The sequence below is a fragment of the Kitasatospora sp. NPDC057965 genome (genome assembly GCF_042887135.1).
Classification (GTDB): domain Bacteria; phylum Actinomycetota; class Actinomycetes; order Streptomycetales; family Streptomycetaceae; genus Kitasatospora.
This window is the reverse complement of the sequence record NZ_JBHVPZ010000018.1, coordinates 152,889-176,059: the sequence shown is the minus strand read 5'-3', so window position 1 is coordinate 176,059 and position 23,171 is coordinate 152,889. Positions and strand designations below refer to the sequence as shown.

General features: G+C 74.5%; 20 protein-coding genes. 10 read left to right on the top strand and 10 right to left on the bottom strand.

All coding sequences use genetic code 11. The annotated features are described in order from the left end of the window. Positions 1-73 precede the first annotated feature (73 nt). The 3 genes from ACFVVU_RS24065 to ACFVVU_RS24055 all read right to left on the bottom strand — a co-directional run bounded on the left by ACFVVU_RS24065 (position 74) and on the right by ACFVVU_RS24055 (position 4,476). Positions 74-2,125, bottom strand: a complete 2,052-nt coding sequence (locus tag ACFVVU_RS24065; protein WP_387792129.1) for a HelD family protein — start codon at positions 2,123-2,125, stop codon at positions 74-76. Positions 2,126-2,318: 193 nt separating this feature from the next. Further along, the gene (locus ACFVVU_RS24060) at positions 2,319-3,956 is read right to left on the bottom strand and encodes a DNA repair helicase XPB (protein WP_380683476.1); all 1,638 of its coding nucleotides are present in this window, start codon (positions 3,954-3,956) and stop codon (positions 2,319-2,321) included. 115 nt (positions 3,957-4,071) lie between these two features. Beyond that, positions 4,072-4,476, bottom strand: coding sequence for a hypothetical protein (locus ACFVVU_RS24055; protein ID WP_380683475.1), 405 nt, complete (start codon positions 4,474-4,476; stop codon positions 4,072-4,074). A 129-nt stretch (positions 4,477-4,605) separates the two neighbouring features. Between ACFVVU_RS24055 and ACFVVU_RS24050 the strand changes: the two genes are divergently transcribed. Beyond that, positions 4,606-4,872, top strand: a complete 267-nt coding sequence (locus tag ACFVVU_RS24050) for a hypothetical protein (protein WP_380683474.1) — start codon at positions 4,606-4,608, stop codon at positions 4,870-4,872. A 14-nt stretch (positions 4,873-4,886) separates the two neighbouring features. On the opposite strand, the gene ACFVVU_RS24045 is transcribed toward ACFVVU_RS24050, so the two are convergent. Continuing rightward, positions 4,887-7,394 (bottom strand): helicase C-terminal domain-containing protein, encoded by a 2,508-nt coding sequence (locus tag ACFVVU_RS24045; RefSeq protein WP_387792127.1) that lies wholly within the window; start codon positions 7,392-7,394, stop codon positions 4,887-4,889. 590 nt (positions 7,395-7,984) lie between these two features. On the opposite strand from ACFVVU_RS24045, the gene ACFVVU_RS24040 reads away from it, so the two are divergent. The 3 genes from ACFVVU_RS24040 (at position 7,985) to ACFVVU_RS24030 (ending at position 10,973) form a co-directional block, all read left to right on the top strand. Then, positions 7,985-8,656, top strand: coding sequence for a hypothetical protein (locus tag ACFVVU_RS24040; protein WP_387792125.1), 672 nt, complete (start codon positions 7,985-7,987; stop codon positions 8,654-8,656). Between the two features lie 166 nt (positions 8,657-8,822). Next, entirely contained in the window at positions 8,823-10,499 is a 1,677-nt protein-coding gene (locus tag ACFVVU_RS24035) for an alkaline phosphatase D family protein (RefSeq protein WP_387792123.1), read from the top strand. Between the two features lie 99 nt (positions 10,500-10,598). Then, entirely contained in the window at positions 10,599-10,973 is a 375-nt protein-coding gene (locus ACFVVU_RS24030) for a VOC family protein (protein WP_387792121.1), read from the top strand. On the opposite strand, the gene ACFVVU_RS24025 is transcribed toward ACFVVU_RS24030, so the two are convergent. The 3 genes from ACFVVU_RS24025 to tatA all read right to left on the bottom strand — a co-directional run bounded on the left by ACFVVU_RS24025 (position 10,970) and on the right by tatA (position 13,397). After that, positions 10,970-11,611 (bottom strand): potassium channel family protein, encoded by a 642-nt coding sequence (locus tag ACFVVU_RS24025; RefSeq protein WP_380683469.1) that lies wholly within the window; start codon positions 11,609-11,611, stop codon positions 10,970-10,972. The genes ACFVVU_RS24030 and ACFVVU_RS24025 overlap by 4 nt on opposite strands. 5 nt (positions 11,612-11,616) lie before the next feature. Beyond that, positions 11,617-12,912 carry a hypothetical protein gene (locus tag ACFVVU_RS24020; protein WP_387792119.1) on the bottom strand — a complete coding sequence of 432 codons (1,296 nt, stop codon included), beginning with the start codon at positions 12,910-12,912 and terminating at the stop codon, positions 11,617-11,619. Positions 12,913-13,097: 185 nt separating this feature from the next. Then, positions 13,098-13,397 carry a Sec-independent protein translocase subunit TatA gene (gene tatA / locus ACFVVU_RS24015; RefSeq protein ID WP_380683467.1) on the bottom strand — a complete coding sequence of 100 codons (300 nt, stop codon included), beginning with the start codon at positions 13,395-13,397 and terminating at the stop codon, positions 13,098-13,100. A gap of 676 nt (positions 13,398-14,073) precedes the next feature. On the opposite strand from tatA, the gene ACFVVU_RS24010 reads away from it, so the two are divergent. Beyond that, on the top strand, positions 14,074-14,325 hold the full coding sequence (locus ACFVVU_RS24010; RefSeq protein WP_387792117.1) for a type II toxin-antitoxin system Phd/YefM family antitoxin: 252 nt from the start codon (positions 14,074-14,076) through the stop codon (positions 14,323-14,325). Positions 14,326-14,444: 119 nt separating this feature from the next. Here the strand turns inward: ACFVVU_RS24010 and ACFVVU_RS24005 are convergent, their stop codons facing one another. Continuing rightward, the gene (locus ACFVVU_RS24005) at positions 14,445-16,010 is read right to left on the bottom strand and encodes an MFS transporter (RefSeq protein WP_380683466.1); all 1,566 of its coding nucleotides are present in this window, start codon (positions 16,008-16,010) and stop codon (positions 14,445-14,447) included. A 123-nt stretch (positions 16,011-16,133) separates the two neighbouring features. Between ACFVVU_RS24005 and ACFVVU_RS24000 the strand changes: the two genes are divergently transcribed. Next, entirely contained in the window at positions 16,134-16,763 is a 630-nt protein-coding gene (locus ACFVVU_RS24000; RefSeq protein WP_387792115.1) for a TetR/AcrR family transcriptional regulator, read from the top strand. A gap of 36 nt (positions 16,764-16,799) precedes the next feature. Here the strand turns inward: ACFVVU_RS24000 and ACFVVU_RS23995 are convergent, their stop codons facing one another. Then, on the bottom strand, positions 16,800-17,117 hold the full coding sequence (locus tag ACFVVU_RS23995) for a cupin (RefSeq protein ID WP_387792113.1): 318 nt from the start codon (positions 17,115-17,117) through the stop codon (positions 16,800-16,802). A 174-nt stretch (positions 17,118-17,291) separates the two neighbouring features. Here ACFVVU_RS23995 and ACFVVU_RS23990 point away from each other — a divergent pair, with 174 nt between their 5' ends. Continuing rightward, positions 17,292-17,567: a hypothetical protein gene (locus ACFVVU_RS23990; protein WP_355357676.1), complete on the top strand. Its 276-nt coding sequence runs from the start codon at positions 17,292-17,294 to the stop codon at positions 17,565-17,567. A gap of 82 nt (positions 17,568-17,649) precedes the next feature. Here ACFVVU_RS23990 and ACFVVU_RS23985 read toward each other — a convergent pair whose 3' ends face one another. Next, positions 17,650-18,807 (bottom strand): acyl-CoA dehydrogenase family protein, encoded by a 1,158-nt coding sequence (locus ACFVVU_RS23985; RefSeq protein ID WP_387792111.1) that lies wholly within the window; start codon positions 18,805-18,807, stop codon positions 17,650-17,652. 322 nt (positions 18,808-19,129) lie between these two features. Between ACFVVU_RS23985 and ACFVVU_RS23980 the strand changes: the two genes are divergently transcribed. The 3 genes from ACFVVU_RS23980 to ACFVVU_RS23970 all read left to right on the top strand — a co-directional run bounded on the left by ACFVVU_RS23980 (position 19,130) and on the right by ACFVVU_RS23970 (position 23,089). Next, a complete protein-coding gene (locus tag ACFVVU_RS23980; RefSeq protein WP_380687539.1) occupies positions 19,130-19,879 on the top strand; it encodes a DedA family protein in 750 nt (249 codons plus the stop codon). Between the two features lie 120 nt (positions 19,880-19,999). Further along, positions 20,000-21,925, top strand: coding sequence for a threonine/serine exporter ThrE family protein (locus tag ACFVVU_RS23975; RefSeq protein WP_387792108.1), 1,926 nt, complete (start codon positions 20,000-20,002; stop codon positions 21,923-21,925). A 69-nt stretch (positions 21,926-21,994) separates the two neighbouring features. Next, on the top strand, positions 21,995-23,089 hold the full coding sequence (locus ACFVVU_RS23970; RefSeq protein ID WP_380687535.1) for a hypothetical protein: 1,095 nt from the start codon (positions 21,995-21,997) through the stop codon (positions 23,087-23,089). Positions 23,090-23,171 lie beyond the last annotated feature (82 nt).

The following is a 23,171-nucleotide window of genomic DNA, read 5'->3' as shown; positions in this document are numbered from 1 at the left end:
GCCGGGGCCGGGTGGTTGAAGGCCGTCGGGTACCGGGGCCGGCCCGCCGTGACGACGGGCCGGCCCCGCCCGTTCAGCCCAGCTGCTCCGGCAGCGGCTCGGTGTGCAGCACCTCCAGGCCGGAGACCGCACGGGTCAGCGCCACGTACAGCCGACGCAGCCCGGTCCGCTCGTCCGGCTCGCCCGCGACCACCGCGGCCGGCTCGTCCAGCACCACGTAGTCGTACTCCAGGCCCTTCGCCAGGGACGCCGGGACGAGCGTCAGCCGGGCCTCGGCACTGGTCTCGGTGCCGGGCGCGAGGTGCGCCAGCCCGGCCTGCGTCAACGCCTCCGCCAGCTCCGGGACGCGCGCGTCGGCCGCGATCAGACCGGTCGACCCCTCCCGCTCCAGCGCCCGCCGGCAGGCCGCGACCACGGCCTCCGTCCGCTCCTCCTCGGCAATGTGACGGATCATCAGGGATCCCGGCGCCTCGCGCACCGAGCTGGCCGGGTTCAGTCCGGGGGCGATCGACGGCAGCAGCCGGGAGGCGTACGCGATGACCTCCTCCGGCACCCGGAAGCCCTTGGTCAGCTCCTCGATGTGGGCGGCCGGCTTGCCCAGGTGGTGCAGTGCCTCCGGCCAACTCGCCGTCGCCCAGGGGGTGGTGCCCTGGGCGAGGTCGCCCAGCACGGTCGCCGAGCCGGTGGTGCAGCGGCGGCCGACCGCGCGGTACTGCATCGGCGAGAGGTCCTGCGCCTCGTCCAGCACCACGTGCCCGAGCGAGGCGGTGCGCCGCACCAGGTCCGTGGCCTCGTCGACGAGGACGGCGTCGGCGGCGGTCCAGCGGGCGGTCTTCACCGAGCGGCCCGGCTTGGGCCACCGCACGGCCGCCTGCTCCTCGGCGCTCAGCACGCCCTCCGCGCAGGCGGCCAGGAACTCCGGGTCGGAGAGCAGCCGCAGCACCAGCTTGGCCGGGTCGACCGCCGGCCAGCAGGCCTTGACCACCGCCTTCACGGCGGTGTTGCGGGCCACCGCGTCCTGCACCCGGTCGTCCGGGGCCTCGCCGCCCTGCTCCATCTTCAGCAGCACGGCGTGCGCGATCCGCTGCGGCAGTGCCTCCGCGGCCGCCCCGTAGCGGATCTCCCGGCTCTTCAACTCCTCGATGATCCCGGTCAGTTCGTGGACCGGGACGCGCCAGCGGCGGGATCCGCGGATCACCACGCACGGCTCGGTGGGCAGCGCGATGCCGGAGCGGACCGCCCGGCGCAGCACCTCCGCCATCCGGGCGTCGCCCTTCAGCCGGGCCGCCTCGGGGGAGTCCTCGCCGCGCACCTCGACGTGCCCGACCAGCTGCTGCACGGTGGCCTGCGCGACGTCCAACTCGCCCAGCGCGGGCAGCACCTGCTCGATGTAGGAGAGGAAGGCGTTGTTCGGGCCGATCACCAGGGTGCCCGTGCGGGCCAGCCGCTCGCGGTGCGCGTACAGCAGGTACGCCACGCGGTGCAGGCCGACGGCTGTCTTCCCGGTGCCGGGGGCGCCCTGCACGCAGAGGGTGCCGGAGATGTCGGCGCGGACGATCTCGTCCTGCTCCGGCTGGATGGTCGCCACGATGTCGCGCATCGGGCCGACGCGCGGCTTCTCGATCTCGGCCGCCAGCAGGGCGGAGGCGCTGTCGTCCTCGGCGGGGTCGGAGAGGTGCTCGTCCTCGTAGGCGGTGAGCTCGCCGCCGGTGTAGCCGAAGCGCCGGCGGCGCTCGACGTCCAGCGGCTCGGTGCGGCTGGCCCGGTAGAACGGCTGGGAGACCGGCGCGCGCCAGTCGATCACCATCGGGTCGCCGTCGGCGTCGTGCACGTGCCGGCGGCCGATGTAGAAGCTCTCCCCGCCCGACCCTTCGCTCAGCTCCTCGCTGATCGCGTGCAGGTAGTCGAGCCGGCCGAAGAACAGCGGGGTGTGCGAGAGGTCGGCCAGGGCGGCGATCCTGGCCTCGATCTGGTTCTGCAGCACCAGGGCGGTGACCCAGGTGCCGGTGACGTCGCGGATGTCCAGGGACTCGACGTCCTCGCGCATCGCGCGCAGCGCGGCCCTGGACGCGGCCAGGTGGTCGCGTTCACGCTGCAGGGGGTCGGTGGTGGGGGTGGCGGGCACAGCGAACCTTTCCGGCTGCCCCGGAGACGGGCGCAGCGGATCGTAGGAGCTCACAGTGGATACCGGCCGGTTGCCGAACGGCCGGCACCTCCCCCGGCTGCCTGCGCGACTACAGCAGGTACCACGGTTCGGGAGGGGGCAGACGGACGATCCTAGCCGCGTCCGCCCCTCCGATCCACCCCTGCCCCCGCGGTTACAGGACGTCGTCCGCGTCGATGATGCGGTAGGCGTAGCCCTGCTCGGCGAGGAAGCGCTGGCGGTGGGCGGCGAAGTCCTGGTCGACGGTGTCCCGGGCGACCACGGAGTAGAAGTGGGCGGCGTGGCCGTCCGCCTTGGGACGCAGGACCCGGCCGAGGCGCTGGGCCTCCTCCTGCCGGGAGCCGAAGGTCCCGGAGACCTGGATGGCGACGGTCGCCTCCGGCAGGTCGATGGAGAAGTTGGCGACCTTGGAGACGACCAGGACGCCGATCTCCTTGTTGCGGAAGGCGTCGAACAGCTTCTCCCGCTGGGCGTTGCTGGTCTCGCCCTTGATCACCGGGGCGTCCAGGGCCTCGCCGAGTTCGTCCAGCTGGTCGATGTACTGGCCGATGATCAGCGTCTGGTCCTTCTCGTGCTTCTTGACCAGGGCCTCCACCACCCGGCGCTTGGTCGCGGTGGTCGCGCAGAAGCGGTACCGCTCCTCGGGCTCCGCGGTCGCGTAGGCGAGCCGCTCGGAGTCGGTGAGGGTGACCCGGACCTCGCAGCAGTCGGCGGGCGCGATGTAGCCCTGCGCCTCGATCTCCTTCCACGGCGCGTCGAAGCGCTTCGGGCCGATCAGGCTGAACACGTCGCCCTCGCGGCCGTCCTCGCGCACCAGGGTGGCGGTCAGGCCGAGCCGGCGGCGGGCCTGGAGGTCCGCGGTGAACTTGAACACCGGGGCCGGCAGCAGGTGGACCTCGTCGTAGACGACCAGGCCCCAGTTGCGGGCGTCGAAGAGCTCCAGGTGGGCGTAGACGCCCTTCCGCTTGGTGGTCATCACCTGGTAGGTCGCGATGGTGACCGGGCGGATCTCCTTCCGGGTGCCGCTGTACTCGCCGATCTCGTCCTCGGTGAGCGAGGTCCGCTTGACCAGCTCGTGCTTCCACTGGCGGGCCGAGACGGTGTTGGTGACCAGGATCAGCGTGGTCGACTTGGCGTGCGCCATCGCCGCCGCGCCGACCAGCGTCTTGCCGGCGCCGCAGGGCAGCACGACGACGCCCGAGCCGCCGTGCCAGAACCCCTCCACCGCCTGTGCCTGGTAGGGGCGCAGGCTCCAGCCGTCCTCCTCCAGGTCGATCGGGTGCGCCTCGCCGTCCACGTAGCCGGCGAAGTCCTCGGCGGGCCAGCCGAGCTTCAGCAGCACCTGCTTGATCTGGCCGCGCTCGGACGGGTGCACCACCACGGTGTCCGGGTCGACCCGGGCGCCGACCAGCGGGACGATCTTCTTGGAGCGCAGCACCTCCTCCAGCACCGGCCGGTCGGTGGTGGTGAGCACCAGGCCGTGGGTCGGGTGCTTGAGCAGCTTCAGCCGTCCGTACCGGGCCATCGTGTCGGCCACGTCGACCAGCAGCGCGTGCGGCACCGGGTAGCGCGAGTACGTCACCAGGGCGTCCACGACCTGCTCGGCGTCGTGGCCCGCGGCCCGCGCGTTCCACAGCCCGAGCGGCGTCACCCGGTACGTGTGCACGTGCTCGGGCGCCCGCTCCAGCTCCGCGAACGGCGCGATGGCCCGGCGGCAGTCGCCGGCCCCGGGGTGGTCGATCTCCAGGAGAAGAGTTTTGTCGCTCTGGACGATGAGCGGTCCGTCGTTCACGCGGGGGAGCCCTCCACTGGCTGACAGGTAGGTCGGGTCTGCGGGTCCTTCGGGACGCCGACCCTCCAGTGTCGCGCATCCGGCCGGGTGGGCGGGACCGCTCGGCTCGGGACGGCTACTTCCACTCGTGGTAGGTGGCGGTGGACTTGCCGTCGGCGGCGGCCTCGTACTCGAAGAGGCCGACGACGTGGTTGAGGCGTTCGAGCCCCGGTGAGACGGTGTGGAAGAAGAGGGAGCCGCGCCAACTGGTGCCGCCGCTCTCGGTGAAGTGGCCGATGCCGCTGCCGTGCCAGACGACGCTCTGGCCGTCGGCCGTCATGTCGACGCCCTGGCCCTCGCCGTGCAGGGTGCCGTCGGCGCGCAATTCGGACTCGTAGGTGCCGAAGCCGGTGACGGCGGTGCCGTAGTAGCTGCCGCTGCCCTCGAACGAGACCTCGACGACGACGTGGCCTTCCCCGGCGTCGAGGACGCGCCGGCCGATGATCCGGCCCTGCATGTCGCCTATGAGATCGCCGAGCATGATGACTCCTTTCGTCACCCCCCGCATTCCGGACTACGCCGGTGGGGGCGGGGCGTCAACCGGCGGTACGCGCGGTGCGGAGGGGGTGGCGCGGGGTGACCGGCGGCGGGGTGGCTCGTTGGGGAGGGCATGAACAAGTCGAAGCGCGTCCTCACCGCCCTCGCCCTCGTCGGTACGGCCTTCGCCGCGACCGCCACCACCGCCACCTCCGCGCACGCGATCGCGGGCATCGGGGAGGGGCCGGGCGGGCTGCTGGCCTCGCCCGGGTTCCTGCTCGCCGACCTGACCGGGGCCACCTCCGTGATGCCGGTCGGGCAGGGCGACCTCGCCGCCATGGCGGAGAAGGCGATGAAGGAGAAGCAGGCGGAGCAGGACGCCAAGCAGCAGGGGCACTGAGCGCCCGGGGCCCGCTACTCGTCGAGCTCGGCGACGCCGGTGATCCGGTGCAGCGCGAAGGTGCGCAGTTCGCCGTCGTGGTGGTCGAAGGCGGTGACGTAGCCGCCCTCGACCTTGACCGGGTCGATGATCCGCTGGCTGGCGAGGCCCTCCGCGTTGAGGTAGCCGATCCACATCCGCTCGCCGAGCAGGACCGCGGTCTGCAGCGCCGCGAGGGTCTCGGCGGCGGCCGTGCGCGGGAGTTGGCGCCCGGCCGGGGCGGTGGGCTCGCGCCGGGCGGCCGTCGCGGCCCGGTCCCCGGCCCGGATCGCCTTGAGGGCGGCGGCCAGCAGGGTGTCGTCCGGCGCGGGCGGGCCGTCCGGGACGGGCACCGGGGCCGCGCGCGGCGGGGTGCGGTGGCTGTCCGGACGGGTGACCAGCACATCGCCCTCGGCGGACTCGGCGGCCGGCGCGTACCCCATCGCGCGCAGGCCGGCGAGCAGCACGTCGGGTGCCGCCTGGGCGGCCAGCACGGTGGGCGCGAGCAGCCGCAGCCGCAGGTCGGCGGCGCGGCGGTCGGCCAGGATCTCGTTCAGCAGGGCCGGGTCGTCGCAGCGCAGGTAGGACGAGGCGGCGCCGACCCGCAGCAGGCCGTGCCGGCGGGCGACGTCGTCGATCAGGTAGGCGAGTGGCTGCGGGACGGGCGTGCGGGAGTGCTGCTCCAGGAAGGACCGCAGGTCGGCGGCGGTGCGGCCGGCGTCGAGGGCGCGGCGCACCGACCCGGGGGTGAACCGGTAGACGGTCGCGCCGCCCTTGGACTCGATGTCGGCGCAGAGCGCGAGCGCCTGGGCGAGCGGGGTGAGCAGCGGGCCGGGGGCGATCGCGGTGAGGTCCGGCTGCAGGATGACGTGGTCGAGCGGCTGCGGCAGCAGCGGGGCGAGCACGGCGGCCGGGTCGTGCTCGCCGGTGAGCAGGGCGCGGGCGGGCGCGGCGAGCGCCCCGCGGCCGGTGACGCCGAGCAGTTCGGCCTCGGCGAGGGTCCAGGCGACCAGTTGGTCGCGCAGGTCGCCGCCGCCGTCGGGGGCGCTCGGCCCGCCGCGCAGCGGGCGCTGCCAACGCAGCGTGGGCAGCAGGTCCTCGGCGGCGGCCGGGGTGCCGGGCGGGAGTTCGGCGAGCAGGGCGAGGGCGGCGCGGCGCACCGACGGGGCGAGCGTGCGGTCCAGCTCCGGGCCGAGCGCGGCGCGCTGCCGGCCCTTGCCGTCGGGGGTGCCGGCGAGCGCCGCGACGCGGGTGGCGGCGAGCCAGGCGCGGGCGAGCACGGTCCACCGCTCGGCGGTGTCCAGCCGCAGCCACTCGTCGTACCCCGGGGTCGGCGCCCAGCGCTCGTCGACCTCGCCGTCCGGGGCCAGCAGGCCGGCGGTGTAGGCGAGTTCGAGCCAGAACGCGGCGACCGGCTCGGTGCTCTCCAGGGCCTGGGCGGTGCGCTTGAGGTCGCGCACACCGAGGCCGCCGGCGCGCAGGGTGGGCGGCGGGGTGAGGCCCCAGAGGTCGAGGAGTTCCTCGACGGTCCGCACCGCGGTGTGCGCCTGCCCGGCCGCGGCGGCGTCCACCACCTTGGGGTCGCGCGACGCGGTGGCGGGCGCCGGCTCGGGCTGGACCGGTTCGACGGTGCGGTGCGAGCGGCCGCCGCGCAGGTGGAGGGCGAGTTCGCGGGGCAGTACGACGCTGCCCGGGCTGCTGGGCAGCAGCAGGCCGCGGGCCAGCAGCCACTCGACCGGGCTCTGCGCGTCCTCGGCGGTGACCGGGCGGGTGGCGTCCGGGACGGTGCCGGTGGGCGGACCCCAGACCAGCCGGTCGAGCAGCCGCAGGGCGGGCTCGGGGGCGGTGGCGAGCAGTTCCTCGCAGCGGGCGCGATCGGTGAGCAGCGCGGTGAACGCGGCGACGGCGGTGACCGGGTCGGACGTCGCGGGCTGTCCGGCGGCGGCGAGCAGCTGCTGGAGGCGGGCCGGCGACATTCCGGTGGTGGCCTCGGCGAAGGTCGGGCCGAGGCCGGTGCGGCCGGGGTTCTGGGCGGTCGGGGCGAGCGCCTCGCGGGCGGCGATGACCAGGCGCAGACCGTTGTCCGGCCCCCAGAGCAGGGCGCGGTCGCGCAGCGTGGCCAGGGCGCGGGGGAGCGCGGCGGCGACGGCGGACCGGTCGGCGGCGCTCAGCGGGGTGGCGCCGGGGTGCGGCTTCACCTTGGTCGGCCCGGCCAGCAGGGTGCGGACGGCGGCGGGCGGGGTGCCGTCGGGGAGGGCGGCGAGCGCCTCGGCGACCTGGAGGGTGAACCGGTCCAGCCGCTCCAGCGCGCGCAGCGCGGAGGCGCGGGAGGAGAGCCGGGCGGTGAGCTGGGTGAGGTCGCCGGGCACGGGGTTGAGCAGGTCGGGGCGGGACCGGAGCAGGGCGGCGAGGTCGTCGTCGGGGCGGGCGCGCAGCTCCTCGGCGAGGGTGCGGGGGCCGGCGGCGGACTTGGCCTGGCGTTGGTGGCCCTGCTGTGTGGTCATTCGACCTAGGTTAGTCGGGCGGTGGCCGGGTGGGAGGGTCCCGGCGTCGGCGGAGCGGCCGGTGCGGTGGGGCGCGCCGGGGCGCCGGGGCTCGCGTGGCAGGCGGCGGGTGGGTACCGTCACGGTCGGCGGGGATGACGCCGCGTCCGGACGCGTGTCGGGTCCGGTTCGGTACGGGCAGGGCGGGGTGTGCGATGTCGGACGGCGAGTGGTGGCGCAAGCAGGGGCCCTGGAGCGAGCCGCCGGCTGCCCCGGGGCCCGCGGGCCCGGGCGGGGGTGGTGAGGGGGACAGCGTGTATGCGCGGCAACCGGAGCCCGCCGCGCCGCCGCGCCCCCCGGTGCCGCCGCGCCCTGCCGGGGCACCGCCCGCGCCGGCGTCCGCGCCGTCCTCCGCGCCGGAGGGAGCGCCCGGCGCGTTCCTGCCGCCCCCCGTACGGTCCCCGCGGCCGTCGGGGCCTTCGACGTCCGCGACGCCTTCGCGGCCTTCGCGATCGGCACCGTCCGGGCGGGGAGACGGCTCGCCGTGGATCGCGAAGCCGGGCGAGGCGGCCCCCGCCGACCCCGAGGCGCTGCCACCCGCCTACCGCGCCGTGAACACGGGCGACTGGGACTACGTGAGCATCGACTTCGGCGACGGCCCGGTCGCGTCCAACCGGCCGATCCCCGAGCAGCGGACCGCCCCCGAGGAGGAGACCGGGCCCGGGCCGGCGGGCGAGGACGCCGCGCCGGGCGGGACCGCGGCGACCGAGCCGCCCGGCGCCGACGTCCCGGGGGAGGCGGACCAGGGGAAGGGGAAGGGCCGGGCGAAGAAGGCCAAGGGCCGCAAGGGCCGGGCGGCCAAGGCCGGAGCCGCCCCCGACGTCCCCGCGGCCCCCGAGACCCCGGACGGCGCCGCCAAGGCCGGGGCGTCCGCCGTCCGCCGCCCCTCACCGCTGCTGCTGCTCTCCGCCGCCGTACTGATCGGCGGCGCCGTCACCGGACAGCTGATCGCCATGCTGATCGGCTGGGCCCTCGGCTACCTCTCCCGCCACCTGTCCGACCTCACCCGCAAGGTGGCCGTGTTCGGGATCCCGCTGATGACGATCAGCGGCAGTTCGCTCTTCGTCTGGGGCCGCGCCCAGGGCCGCTGGGGCACCGCCCTGAACCCCGGCGAGCAGGTCAACCAGGTGGTGTGGGACTCCGCGCCCGGCGTGCTGCGGGTGGCGGCCGTGCTGTCGGCGGTCTTCCTGCTCCTGATGTCGCTGCGCCGGCGCAGCGGCTGAGCGGCCGGCGCGGCGGCCGAGCGTCCGGCGCCGGGCGGCAACTCCCGTGCGGCGGGTCGGAGAAGCGGGAAATCGTCGCCTTCCGTTCATGGTCGGCCGTACGACGTTCTGATGGAATGTCGGCCTGGTGTCCCCGATGCCGCTCAGCTGTCGCAGGAGGTCTCCCGTGCCACCGTCCTCGTCGTCCTCGTCGTTCTCGTCGCCGTCGTCCGCGTCCGCGTCGTCCGTTCCGCCCCGGCCCCGGTCCGCCGCGCTCAGCCGGCGCGGACTGCTGGTCGGCGCGGCCGTCGCCGCGGGCGTCCAGGCACTCAACATCCGTACCGCGCACGCGGAACCGGTTCGCCGCGACCCGTTCCTCCTCGGCGTGGCCAGCGGCGATCCGCTGCCCGACGCGGTGGTCCTGTGGACCCGCCTGGTCGCCGACCCGTTCGACGCCGCGTCCATGGGCACCCGCACCGTGCCGGTCTCCTGGGAGGTCGCGGCCGACCCGGGCTTCCGCCGGGTCGTCCGGCGCGGCGTCGCCGCCGCCGAGGCCGAGCGCGCGCACAGCGTCCACGTCGACGTCCGCGGACTCCAGCCCGGCCGCGACTACTGGTACCGCTTCCGGGCCGGCCGCCACCTCAGCCCGGCCGCCCGGACCCGCACCGCCCCGGCCGCCGGCGCCCACCCCGGCCGGCTCCGTCTCGGCGTGGTCAACTGCCAGGATTGGCAGCACGGTTACTGGCCCGCGTACACCGCCCTGGCCGCCGAGGACCTCGACGCCGTGGTGCACCTCGGCGACTACATCTACGAGACCGACCCGAGCAGCGCCTTCCCCGACCGCCTGCACACCGCCCCGCAGACCCCGGGCCTCAACCAGCTGATCACCCTCGCCGACTACCGGGCCCGGCACGCGCAGTACAAGACCGACCCGGCGCTGCAGGCCGCGCACGCCGCCTTCCCCTGGATCGTCACCTGGGACGACCACGAGGTCGAGAACAACTACGCCGGCCTGGTCGACGAGATCGACGACACCGGCGCCGCCCACCAGGACACCGCCGCCATGGCCCGCGAGCGCGCCGCCGCCTACCAGGCGTACTACGAGCACATGCCGCTGCGGAACCCCTACCGCAACGGCTCCCCGGACTACCGGCTGTACCGCCGCTTCGACTTCGGCGACCTGCTGCGCCTCAACGTGCTCGACACCCGCCAGTACCGCACCGACCAGCCGGGCGGCCACAGCCAGGACTTCGGCCCCGTCGCGGACGGCCTGGGCAACACCGCCGGCAACCTGACCGGCGCCGAGCAGGAGGAGTGGCTGCACCGCGGCCTGAGCGACTCCCGGGCCCGGTGGAACGTCATCGCCCAGCAGGTGATGATGAGTCAGATCCGCTTCCCGAACTTCCTGGACCCGTCCCACCCGCTGCCGCCGCTCGCCAACCTCGACCAGTGGGACGGCTACGACCCGGCCCGCGCCCGGCTGCTGCGCTTCCTGCGGGACGCCGCCGTGGCCAACCCGGTGGTGCTCGCCGGGGACATCCACTCCTCCTGGTTCAGCGACCTGCGGATCGAGCGCGACGACCTCGCCGCCGCCCCGGTCGCCGTCGAGTTCACCGCCACCAGCGTCAGCTCGGAGTTCCCGGCCGCCTTCGACGGGCCGCTCAAGGCGCTCAACCCCTCGCTCAACCCGCACGTGCGGTACTTCGAGGGCCTGAGCCGCGGCTACCTGCGCCTGGATGTGGACCGGGAGCGGTGGCTGACCGACGCCCGGACCGTCGACAGCATCGCCGTGCGCGAGTCGCCGGTGCGGACCTCCGCCTCCTGGGCCGTGGTGGCCGGCGAGCCGGGCCTGGTCCCCGCCTGACCATCGTTCCCGGCCTGCCCGGCGCTCCCCGTCCGACGGCCGTTCCCGGCCTGCCGTCAACTGCCCCGTCGGGCCCGCCCGTCCGGCAGAATCGGCGGCATGCTGAGAATCGGTTCCGTGGTCCTCGGGGTGGCGGACGTCCGCCGGGCGGCGACGTTCTGGGGCGAGGCCCTGGGGTACGTCCCCCGGGACGGCTCGCTGGAGGACGACTGGGTGGTGCTCGTCCCGGCGGACGGCGCGGCCGGTGTGCAGGTGGCGCTCGGCCGGAGCGCCACCCCGCCGCAGCGCCACCCACGCGTCCACCTGGACCTCTACGCGACGGACGCGGCCGACCAGGCGGCCGAGGTGGAGCGGCTGATCGGCCTCGGCGCACGGCGGGCCGACTGGGACCTCTACCCGCCGGACCCGGACTTCGTGGTCGTCGAGGACCCGGACGGCAACCGCTTCTGCGTGATCGACGCCAGCCGAACCTAGCCGTCACGACGACGGCGGCGGTTGCGGCGGAGGCGGCGGAGGTCGCGTGGGTGGTGGCCGCGGTGCTGTCCTTGCCGGCGCTGGTGCTCGTGCCCGTGTTCGTCCCGGTGGGCGGCGCGGGTCTCCATGCCGCTGCGCACCGTCCGGCTCAGCGCGCCGGCCGCCGCCGCCAGGAAGACGAAGTTGTAGGCGATCTGCAGCAGCACCACCAGCCGGGGCCCCTGCCCGGCCGCGGTGATGTCGCCGTAGCCGATGGTCGCCATCGTGACGACCGTGAAGTACAGCGAGTCGAGCCGGGTCTCCAGCCCGACGAACTCGCCCTGGCGGTCGGCCAGTACGTAGTAGGTGGCGGCGAAGACGGTCAGCGAGAGACAGATCAGGAAGGCCAGCCAGACCCCGGGGTGGCGGCCCGTGCCGCGGACGGTGTCGACGATCCGGGCCAGCAGCAGCCCGGTCAGGCCGGTCAGCACCACCCCGAAGAGCACCCAGCTCAGTCCCGGGCGGTCCTGGCCGAGGAGGCGCAGCGGAAGGGTGAAGTAGCCGAGCATCAGCAGGGTGAACGAACCGAGCAGCAGGGCCCAGGCCCGCGGGTCGGGGCTGTCCCGGGGCGGGGGCGTCGGCGGTTGCTGCCCGGCCATCCCGGTCAGCCCGCCCCGGCCGGGGTGCCGTCGGGCTCGTCCAGGAACTCCAGCACCGCCAGGACCGCCACCAGCGCCAGCGCCAGACAGAGCGTCACCAGGACCGTCGGATAGCTCCACAGCACGAACGTCAGCGCCGCGCCCGCCACCGCCGCCCAGCCCAGCCAGGCCTTCCACCGGTGCACGAACCGGCCCACCGGCCCCAGCCGCAGCCCGGCCCGTTGGGCGGCGCGCCGCACCGCCCCGAGTCCGGACGCCCACAGGCCCCGGACCGTCCCGGCCCACCGCCCCCGGCCGCCGATCCAGGCGCCCAGCGCCACCAGCAGCCCGAGTGCGACCACCACCCGGACCGCCGAGCGCAGGTAGCGCACCAGGGTGTCGTACACCGCCTGGGCCGCCGCCAGGTCGACCCCGGCCGCCAGCCGGTCCAGGTACACGGCGCGGAAGACAGACAGCCCGGTCCCCAGTAGCAGCGCCCCGCCCGCCATGCCCAGGGCGACCGTGACGACGGCCCGGCGGCGCCGGCCGGCCAGCAGCACACCGCCGGCCGCGCAGGCCACCGTCAGCACCGGGAGCCAGAACCCGGCCAGGTCCAGCAGCCGGAAGCCGGTCCGGATCCTGGGGATCGCGTCCGACTGCACCAGCGTGTACTGGGTGTGCACCTCGGGGATCCGGGCGGCGATCGACAGGCCGTTGTCGACCAGCCGGGTCTTCACCCGGTCGATCAGCGGCGCGAGGTCGAGCACCACGGTGTCGTTCCTGATCTCGACGGCCCCGCCGCCCTGGCCGGTCAGCATCTTCTCGACGGCGGCGTGGGCCTCCCGGTTGACGTCGGTCCAGATCGTGGCGAAGGCGTCGCTCCGCACCACCCGCAGGACCTGGTCGTGCACGAAGCCGGTGATCCCGTCGGTGAGCGCCTGGCCGATGCTGCCGAGCAGGGTGTTCAGCAGCGGGCGGTCCGCCGGGGCGACCTCGGTGAGCAGCGAGTCGACCGGGAGGTAGGTGACCAGCTCGGCGGTCACCCGGTCGGCGACGGCCGTCTGGACGGCCGGGTCGGCGGCCAGCGGCGCCATGGTGGCGACGTACCGGTCGGTGTCGGTGATCTGCGACCTGGTCCAGACGGCGGCGATGCTCAGCGGCGTCAGCACGCAGGCGAGCAGGACCAGCAGGACGGCGAAGGCGGAGCGGGCCCGGTGGCGCCGGGGCGGGGCGGCGGCCGTGCGGGCCTCGACGGCGCCGAGGCGGGCGCGCAGCTCGGCGAGCTCGTCGGGGCGGTCGCCGCCGGGCCCGTTGGTCGCCATGCCTCAGCTCCGTTCCTCCGGTCGTGCACACCAGGAGATAACGGATCAAAAGGGACGGCCAGTCGAGCCCGGGAGCCGGGCGAGCGGGTGGCCGGGCGGGTGGCAGGGCGAGTGGCCGGGTGGCCGGACACGACGAAGCCCCCGCCGCGGGGCGGGGGCTTCGGCCGGGATCGGGCCGCCGGGTGTCAGGCGGTGGTGGTGGACCGCGGCTGGTCGGTGGCCTTGGTCACGTTGGTCGGGTTCACGGCCTGGCGGGGCTGCTCGGCCGCCGGCTGCGCCGGGGCGGCGGTGCTCTGAGCGGTGCCCTGGGCGGCGTCGGCGGCGGGAGTGTCGTCCTCGCGCATCGCCTTCGTCTCCGCCTTGAGGATCCGCATCGACTTGCCGAGGCCGCGGGCCATCTCCGGCAGCTTCTTCGACCCGAACAGCAGGATCACGACAGCCAGCACCACGAGCACGTGCCAGGGCTCAAGACCGTTACGCAGCATCCCTGGCCACCGGTCCCTTCTCGTCTAGTGTCATACGTCACAGTTGGGCAAAGCGCCCGTCCTGGCCAGTATGCCTGCCCGTGGCGGCGAACGTATACACCGGCCGGGAAACGCTGGTCAAAAACCAGATGTTGCGCGGCCGGACGGCACGTCGGGGCACCGAGCCCGCCCGGAGCCCCCGCATCGCCCGAGGTCAGGCCACCCCCCACCGTCCCCGTCCGCCACCCCGCCCCCGGCCCCCCGCGCCGCACCCGCCGCCCGCCCACCCGGGGACCACGCCCCTTCGAGCCGCCCCATCCCCACGTTTTGGCCGGTTCCCACCACCGCCGCCACCGCATCCGCCCGGGGCGGGCCTCGTTGCTCATCCCGGTGGCACGGCTCGGCGTTGGGCCTCGGTGCGGCAGGACCGGCCGATGTGTGGCAGCCCCTGTTGCCATGCTCCCCGCGATCCGCGGGGACAGCCCCGAGGCGGGAGGACACGCGAAGTGCTCCCCGTTCGTGCGGGGATTCGATGGTCGCCCGAAGCGGCTCGCTTCGGGCGACCACCTGTTTCCGGCCTCGGGGCCGTGACGCCCTTCCCTCGACCTCGTGCCTCAAGTGCCGGGCCGCATGCCGGGCCCTCGGGCGGAGCTCGGGGCGGTGACATCTCGTAGGGGAATCCGTGATCGCTTGCCGCGTGATCGTGCGTGTGGGCCTGCCGGCTGGGCCGGTGGTCGAGTCGTCGTCGGAGGTCCGCGGTCACCTCGGTCGAGCCGTCGACCGCGCCGGTCGAGGGACGGGCACGGTCGTCACGCGTCATGGACGACCGGAAGCCGTGCTGGTCGGCATCGGCGAAGACCGGCGGCTGAAGCGGATTGAGGCCGATGCGCTCGGGCCGGAGGCCGGCTCGCGGGGGCGGCGGCGGGAGGCCGGGGGCGGCGGGGTGTGACGACGGGCAACTGCCGGGAGTGGTGGTGGCGTTGATCCCGGGGCGGGAACGCGGCAGCCCCCGCCCGGGGTGGGTGGGGGCTGCGATGACGCGCCGGTGGGGGAGTCGGGGTGGGGCGGTCAGGCGGTGGCGGGCTCGGGGGTGGCGGGCTCGGGGCTGGGGGTCGGGGCGGGGGCGGCGGGGAGGTGGCGCATGAGGCGGTGGGCGAGGAGGGAGGCGCCGATCGTGATCAGGAGGCCGACCACGGCGGCGACGTGCAGGCCGTCGGTGAAGGCGGTGCGGGCGGTGCTCAGGAGGTCGGTGCCGAGCCGGCCGGGCAGCTGGGCGGCGACGGTCACCGCGCCGCCGAGGGTGTCCTGCGCGGTGCGGGCGGCCTCGCCGTCCAGGCCCGCCGGGAGGGCGCCGTCGAGCCGGGAGCGGTAGACCGCGGCGCCGGCCGCGCCGAGCAGGGCGATGCCGAGGGAGCTGCCGAGTTCGACGGCGGTCTCGGAGGTCGCGGAGGCGGCGCCGGCCCGCTCGACGGGGGCGGCGGAGACGACCATCTCGGCGGTGAGGGTCATGGTGCCGACGGTGCCGGCGGCCAGCACGCCCGCCGCGGTGAGGACGAGCGCCAGCGGGGAGTCCGCGCCGACCCGGGTCATCAGCGCGAAGCCGGCCGCGCCGATCAGGAAGCCCCCGGCCATCAGCACCGCCGGGCGGACCTTCCCGGCGAGCGCCGAGCTCAGGCCGACGGCGGCGCCCACGCCCACGCTGGGGACGAGTGACCAGAGCGAGGCGGTGAGCGGGCTCATGCCCTTGACCAGTTGCAGGTACTGCGAGGTGAAGAGACTGAAGCCCATCATCGCGAACATCGCCATGGTGTTGACGCTGATCGCTCCGCTGAAGGCGCGGATCCGGAACAGGCCGAGGTCGATCAGCGGGTTGGCGGCGGTGCGCTGCCGGCGGTAGAACGCGCCGCCGAGCAGCAGCCCGGCCGGGACGGCGAGCGCGGCGAGCGGGTCCCAGCCGTCCACCGCGAGCGTCTTGACTCCGTAGACCAGCGGCAGGACGGCGGCCAGCGAGAGGGCGGCGCCGAGCAGGTCGAAGCTGCCGTGCCGCGGGGAGCGGTACTCGGGGAGCAGCACCGGGGCGGCGAGCAGGACCAGGGCCATCACCGGGACGGCGAGCAGGAACGCCGAGCCCCACCAGAAGTGGTCGAGCAGCAGGCCGCCGGCGACCGGTCCCAGGGTGGCGCCGGCGGTGAGGATGCCGCCCCAGGCGCCGAGCGCGATCTGGCGCTGCTTGGGGTCGTGGAACATGTTGCGGATCAGCGCGAGCGTCGAGGGCATCACGGTGGCCCCGGCGACGCCCAGCAGGGCGCGGGCGGCGATCAGCTGTCCGGCGCCGTCCGCGTAGGCGGCGAGCAGCGAGGCTCCGGCGAAACCGCTGGCGCCGATCATCAGCAGCCGGCGGCGGCCGATCCGGTCGCCCAGCGCGCCCATCGTGATGAGCAGCCCGGCCAGCAGGAACGAGTACATGTCCATGATCCACAGCTGCTGGGTGCCGCTCGGCGCCAGCGTGGTGGAGATGTAGGGGACGGCGAAGAAGAGCACGCCCATGTCCATGGTCAGGACGAGGGTCGGGAGCAACAGGACGGCGAGGCCGATCCATTCGCGACGGCCTGCGCGGCCGGGGGTGGCGGTCATGGGGAAGACGGTACGGACGTGTCAGACACCTGTCTAGTACGTTTGTCTCAATCAATCGTGCGAGACGGGTGTGCCAGACGTTCGTGCAAGACACTCGTCTTGATCGGACGTAGCATTCGGGCCATGGGAAATCGCGAGGACCTCATGGCCGGCGCCAAGCGCTGCCTGACCGAGAAGGGCTACGGGCGCACCACCGCCCGGGACATCGCCACCGCCTCCGGCGTCAGCCTGGCGGCCATCGGCTACCACTTCGGCTCCAAGGAGGCGCTGCTCAATGCGGCGCTGATCGAGGCGACCGGGGAGTGGGGCGATGTCCTGGGGGCCGTGGTGGCGCGGGCCAACAAGACGTCCGACGACCCGGAGGAGCGGTTCGTCGCGGTCTGGGACGGCGTGCTGGAGAGCATCGCCGCCCACCGCGGCCTCTGGGCCTCGCAGTTCGAGGCGATGGTGCAGGTGGAGCGGGTGCCGGAGCTGCGGGAGGCGCTCGGCGAGGTCCAGAAGAACGCGCGGCTCGGGCTGTCGGCCCTGTTCCAGGGGCTCCCCGAGGTGGCGGACACCGAGGAGGAGCTGTCCCGCGGCACCTTCTACCAGGCGCTGCTGGTGGGCCTGGCCGGGCAGTGGCTGGCCGCGCCGGACATGGCGCCCGGTGGGCGGGGCCTGCTGCGCGGGCTGGAGCTGGTCGGTGGCTCGGTGCTGAAGCGGAAGTCCGGGGAGTGGCACGGCGCCAAGGACTGGCACGGCCCCGTGGCCTGAGAGCGCCGGGCCCCTGCCCGGCGTCCCGCCCGGGGCTCAGGCAGTGACGGCCGTCAGCAGCACCACCGAGTCGACATGGGCCAGCAGGCCGTGCCGCTCCTGCGGGACGGCCTGCAACTGCCCCGTCGAGAGCTCCTCGCGACGGCCGGCGATGGTGAGCGAGATCCGCCCGCGCAGCACCTGGACGCTGGCGGCGGCCGGGGCGTTGTGCTCGTCGAGCGAGGTGCCCGCGGTCAGCGCGATCACCGTCTGCCGCAGCACCCCGTCGTGCAGCACCAGATGGGCGCTGCGGCCGTGCGGGCTCTCGGCCGCCATGGCCGCGTGCTCCGCGACGAGTTGTTCGAGATCGACCATCGCTCGTCCTCCTGCCGTCCGGGCGCGGCCTCGCCGCGCGGGCGCCCCTGCGGCCCAGCGTCCCGGACGCGCCCCGCGCCCGCACGCCGAAGCGCGCGGGCGCGGGCGCGGGGCGCGGGCGCGCGCGGGTGCGCTCGGCGTGCGGCGGTGGCCGACTGCCTCCATCGTGGAGGCATGGCGACCAATGAGCGTTTTTTCAGCGGGTTCCAGGTCAACCGCTCGCTGCTGGCCGGCGGCGCGGTGCTGACGGGCATCGCCGCGGTGTTCGGGACGGCGGGTGCGGTGATGGTGTGCGCGGCGCTGGCGACGGCCGGCCGCAAGTGGGTGCGGGGGCTGGACACCCCGCCGGCGGCCCTGACCCAGCGGGCGCAGCGAGCCCTGCACGAGGCCAAGGTGGCGTCGTCGGCCGGCTGGGAGGCGTGGCGCGCCGAGCACCACTCGCCCAACTGAGCCGGCCGCCCGGCCCGTTCACCCGCCCGACTCCGCCGGACGGGTGAACGATCGCGCGGCGGCGGCCGCCCTGGGGTCCCTGCTACAGCCCGAGCGACTTCGCGACGATGCTGCGCATGACCTCGCTCGTGCCGCCGTAGATCCGGAACACCCGGTTGTCGGTGTAGAGCCGGGCGATCGGGTACTCCAGGATGTAGCCGTAACCGCCGTGCAACTGAAGGCACTTGTCGATCACGACGGACGCCGACTCGGTGCAGAACAGCTTCGCCGCCGCCGCGTCCGCCACCGTCAGCGCGCCGTTCTGGTACAGCTCCAGCGCGCGGTCGACCATCGACTGCTGCGCCATCACCTGGGCCTCGCAGTCGGCGAGCGTGAACTTGGTGTTCTGGAACTCGGCGACGGCCTTGCCGAACACCTTGCGGTCCTTGACGTACTGCACCGCGAACCGGACCGCCGCCGCGGCGGCCGCGTACGCGCCGACCGCGATCGCCAGCCGCTCCTGCACCAGGTTGTGGGTCAGGTAGGCGAACGCCTTCCCCTCCTCACCGAGCAGGTTCTCCACCGGCACCTTGACGTCCGAGAAGGCCAGCTCGGCGGTGTCCGAGGTGCGCAGCCCGATCTTCTGCAGCTTGCGGCCGACGCTGTAGCCGGGGGAGGCGGTGTCCACGCAGAGGATGGAGAGCCCGGCCCGGCGGTTCTCCGGGTCGTACGGCGAGGTGCGGCAGACCACCAGGACGAGGTCGGCGAGCACGCCCCCGGTGATGAAGGTCTTGGCGCCGTTGAGCACGTAGTGGGTGCCGTCCTCGGACAGCCGCGCGGTGGTGGAGATGCCGGCGAGGTCGGAGCCGGCGCCCGGCTCGGTCATCGCGATCGCGGTCATCAGGTCGCCGGAGACGAAGCCGGGCAGCCAGCGCCGCTTCTGCTCCTCGGTCGCGTACTCCAGCAGATAGGGCAGCACCAGGCCGGTGTGCACCCCGGAGGAGCCGAAGCTGACGCCCGCCCGCGCGGTCTCCTCGGCGACCACCGCCTGGTACTTGAAGCCGCTCTCGCCCGCGCCGCCGTACTCCTCGGGCACCTCGATGCCGAAGACGCCGAGTTCGCCGAGCTTGCGGTAGAAGTCCCGCGGCGGGTGGCCCTCGGCCTCCCAGCTCTCGTAGACGGGGACGACCTCGTTGGCGATGAAGTCCCGGATGGTCTCCCGGAAGGCCTCGTGGTCCTCGGTGAACACGGTGCGGCGCACGGCGGCGCCTCCCTTCGACGGTGCCTGACGTTCGCTGGAGCCTGCGCGACGGGCTCGGACAGCCCCGCCGATCGCCCCACAAGTTAATCCCGGGTAGCTTCGGCTGTCCAGGGTGGGGAGAGCGGCGTCCGCGCCGCGACGAACGGCCTGGTGACGGGCTTCGCGGGGCCTCGGGTGAACGGCTCCCGGCCTGCCCGGCGGCCACCCGGGCGGCCGCCGGAACGGGCCCTGGAACGGGGTTGTCCGATACGGACTTGGCAAATGCTTTACTGTTTCATTGCCAAGACTCGACCTATCCACCAGGCCCTCAGGAGTCCGCACCGTGACCAGCCTCGCCCTCGGCCCGTCCTGGCTCGATCCGACCCACCTGATCTCCACGTTCGGGCTGATCGGCATCCTGGCCATCGTCTTCGCCGAGTCCGGCCTGCTGATCGGCTTCTTCCTCCCCGGCGACTCGCTGCTCTTCACCACCGGCCTGCTGGTGGCCGGCGGCACCTACCTGCACCAGCCGCTCTGGGTGGTCTGCGCGCTGATCGTGGCCGCGGCGGTGGCCGGCGACCAGGTCGGCTACCTGTTCGGACGGAAGGTCGGCCCGAGCCTGTTCCGGCGCCCCGACTCCCGGCTGTTCAAGCAGGAGAACGTGGAGAAGGCGGCGGCCTTCTTCGACCGGCACGGGCCGAAGGCGATCGTGCTGGCCCGCTTCGTGCCGATCGTCCGCACCTTCACCCCGATCATCGCCGGGGTGAGCAGGATGAACTACCGGGTCTTCGTCCTCTTCAACGTGATCGGCGGCGTGCTGTGGGGCGCCGGCGTCACGGTGCTCGGTTACTTCCTCGGGCAGATCCCGTTCGTCCGGGACAACATCGAGGCGATCCTGGTCGGCATCGTGCTGGTCTCGGTGATCCCGGTGGCCGTCGAACTGCTGCGCGCCCGCCGCTCCGGCCGGACCGCCGAAGCCCGGACCGCCGAAACCCGGGCGACCGACGCCCGCACCGACGCCGGAACCGACGCCGCCACGGCCCCCACGGCGGCGCCCGTCGCCGGAACCGGCAGCCGGCACCGCGCCGGGTAGGCGTCCGGGGACGCCGCCGCCCGCCGTCGCGTACATGTGCGTCCAGCAGTTCGATCAGGCAAGGTGTAGGCGAGATCGATCGGCGGCCCGGGGGACCGGCACCGCCAGGGGCGGCAAGGAGTGGAAGTGCCGAAGCGGGGCCGACCGGGCGGCGGCAAGAGGGCCAGGGGCGGCCGGGGCGGCCGTCCGCAGCGTCAGGCCCGCCCGGCCGCCGGTGTGCGGCCGGTCCACCCGTCCGAGGCGCCGCCCACCGAGGGGCTGCTCGGGCACCCCGCCCCGGTCGCCGAGCAGACCGTGGAGATCCCGCTCGCGCTGCCCGCCCCCGAGACCAAGGGCCTGCTGGCCCCGGAACCCGAACCGGCCACCGCCCCGACGGACACCGCGGGCACCGCGTACGCCACGGGCACCGCCCCCGCCGAGGGCACCGCTCCCGCCGCGGCCACCGCGGAGCCGACGAAGCCCGCCGGCCCGACGACGCCCGCCGGGGAACCGCTCGCCCCGGTGTACCGCCGCCGCTCGGTGGCCGAGGACACCCTCACCCCCGAGGAGTGGCGGGCCGCCGGCTACACCCCGCCGGCCGGCATCCCGCTGGGCGCCCTCAGCCAGGGCGCCCCCGGCGAGGCGCCCTGGCCGGACCGGATGCGCACCCTGCTGCGCACCCCGATGTCCGAGCGCCCCGCCTTCGAGCGCTCCGCACGCGAGCTGCACCCCGCGACCGCCTCCGCCGCGGCCCGCAACGTCCCGCGCATCCTCGACCTGACCCTGCGCATCGGCGAACTGCTGCTGGCCAGCGGCGAGGCCGCCGAGGACGTCGAGGCGGCCATGCTCGGCATCGCGCACGCGTACCGGCTGGACCGCTGCGAACCGCAGGTCACCTTCACCCTGATCGGCATCTCGCACCAGCCCTCGCTGGTCGAGCCGCCGATCACCGCCGACCGCGTGGTGCGCCGCCGGACCTCCGACTACACCCGGCTGAACGCGGTGTACGAGCTGGTCGCGGACATCACCGCAGAGCAGGTGAGCGTCAACGACGCCTACCGCCGGCTGGCGGTGATCCGCCGCAACCGGCACCCGTACGCGGCCTGGCTGCTCGCGCTGAACACCGGTCTGCTGGCCGGCGCGGCGACCTTCCTGGTCGGCGGGAAGATCGACGACAAGGCCTGGCTGGTCTTCCTCAGCGCCTTCGTGGCCGCCGTGCTCGGCGACCGGCTGGCCTCGCTGATCGCCCGCCGCGGGCTGCCGGAGTTCTACCAGTTCGTGCTGGCCGCGATGCCGGCCGCCGCCTCCGGCATCGTGCTCTCGTTCAACGAGCTGGGCCTGCGCGGCTCCGTGGTGATCACCGGTGGGCTGTTCGCGCTGCTGCCCGGGCGGGCGCTGGTCGCCGCGGTGCAGGACGGTCTGACCGGCTTCTACATCACCGCGGCGGCCCGCCTGCTGGAGGTGATCTACCTGGTGGCGGGCATCGTCATCGGCGTGATGCTGATCCTCTACCTGGGCGTCGGCTTCGAGGCGAAGCTGCGCCCGGACGAGTCGCTGGTCGGCAACAACTACCCGCCGGTCCAGATGGTCGCCGCGATGGTGCTGACCCTCGCCTTCGCGATGCTGCTGCAGACCGACCGCCGCTCGCTCGCGCTGGTCACCCTGAACAGCGGCATCGGCTGGGCCAGCTACGGCGTGCTGGCCTACAACGCGGGGGTCTCGCCGATCGTCGCGACCGGGGTGGCGGCCGGTCTGGTCGGCCTCTTCGGCCAGCTGATGGCGCGCTACCGCAACGGGTCCGCGCTGCCGTACGTCACCGCCGCGATCGGGCCGCTGATGCCCGGTTCGGCGCTCTACCTCGGCATGCTCTCGTTCGCCCAGGGGCACCCCAGCGGGGGGCTGGTCCAGATCACCCGGGCCGCCGCGATCGCGATGGCGCTGGCCATCGGCGTGAACCTGGGCGGTGAGATCGCCCGGCTCTTCATGAAGCTCCCGGTCGGGGGCGAGCGTCCCTCGCTCGCCCCGGTCATCCCCCGCCGGGCCGCCAAGCGCACCCGCGGCTTCTGACGCCGGGCGTTGGCCCCCGGGCCATGTCGCGGAAGGTCGCACGCAGCACCAGGAACGAAGGTAAGAGCCATGACCACACTGCTGGACGGCTATCGCGAGCACATCGTCGCCACGCACAAGCAACCGCTGTTCCTGCTGCTGGTCGGGTTCACCACCTCCTTCGTCTTCATCCGGTTCAGCGTGCGGATGATCAGGGCCCAGGTGCGCTGGTGGCCCGGCAACGTGACGCCCGGCGGGCTGCACATCCACCACATGGTGTTCGGCCTGGGCTTCCTGCTGGCCGGGGGCATCGGGGTGTTCGCGACCTACGGCGGGCACCCGTGGATCGACGTCTTCGGGCTGCTCTTCGGCATCGGCTGCGGCCTGGTGCTGGACGAGTTCGCGCTGATCCTGCACCTGGACGACGTCTACTGGAGCGAGCAGGGGCGCAAGTCGGTGGACGCGGTGATCTTCGGCATCCTCTTCACCGGCCTGCTGCTCGTCGGGTACGTTCCGCTCGGCGCCGAGCCCACCGGGGAGACCAGGTGGGGGCTGGTCACGGTGATCTCGGTGAACGCGCTGGCGATGATCGTCACCCTGCTCAAGGGCAAGGTGTGGACCGGGCTGCTGGGCATCATGGTGCCCGGCCTCTCCTGGGTCGGGGCCGTCCGGCTGGCCCGCCCGAGCAGCCCCTGGGCGCGCTGGCGGTACGCCGCGAGCCCGCGCCTGCGGGCCCGGGCGCTCCGGCGTGAGCGCCTGCTGCACCGGCGTGCGGACCAGGCCCGCACCTGGCTCTTCGACCTGATCGCCGGGGCGCCCGACAAGGTGCCGGCCCACCACCCGGCGGCCCACCGGGTGGCCGAGCAGATGGCCGCCCGGGCCACCGCGCACCTGGACGCGCACGCCGCCCGGGCGCTGGCCCGGCGGTCCGCCCGGCTGGCCGACCGCCGTTCGGCGGCGGGCACCGCGGAGCACCGGTCGGGGAGCCGCCACAGCGCCGGGGCCGGTGCGCCCGGCGACGGCGGGCCGACCGCCCGGGCGGGGCGGCACGGCCGGTCCCAGCAGCGACGCCGGGCGGTCCGGGCCGGCCGCAGCCGGACGTACGCGGTCGGTCCGGCCGGCCAGGTGGCCCGGCCGGGCCGGCACCGCTGGCTGCGGACGCGGACCCGCCGGATGAGCCGGTAGCGGGCACACCCGGGCGCGCGGTGGTCCGGCCGGAGGCAGCTGCGGTCTGATCATCCGATGGTCACTCGGTTGGTGGCGCGGG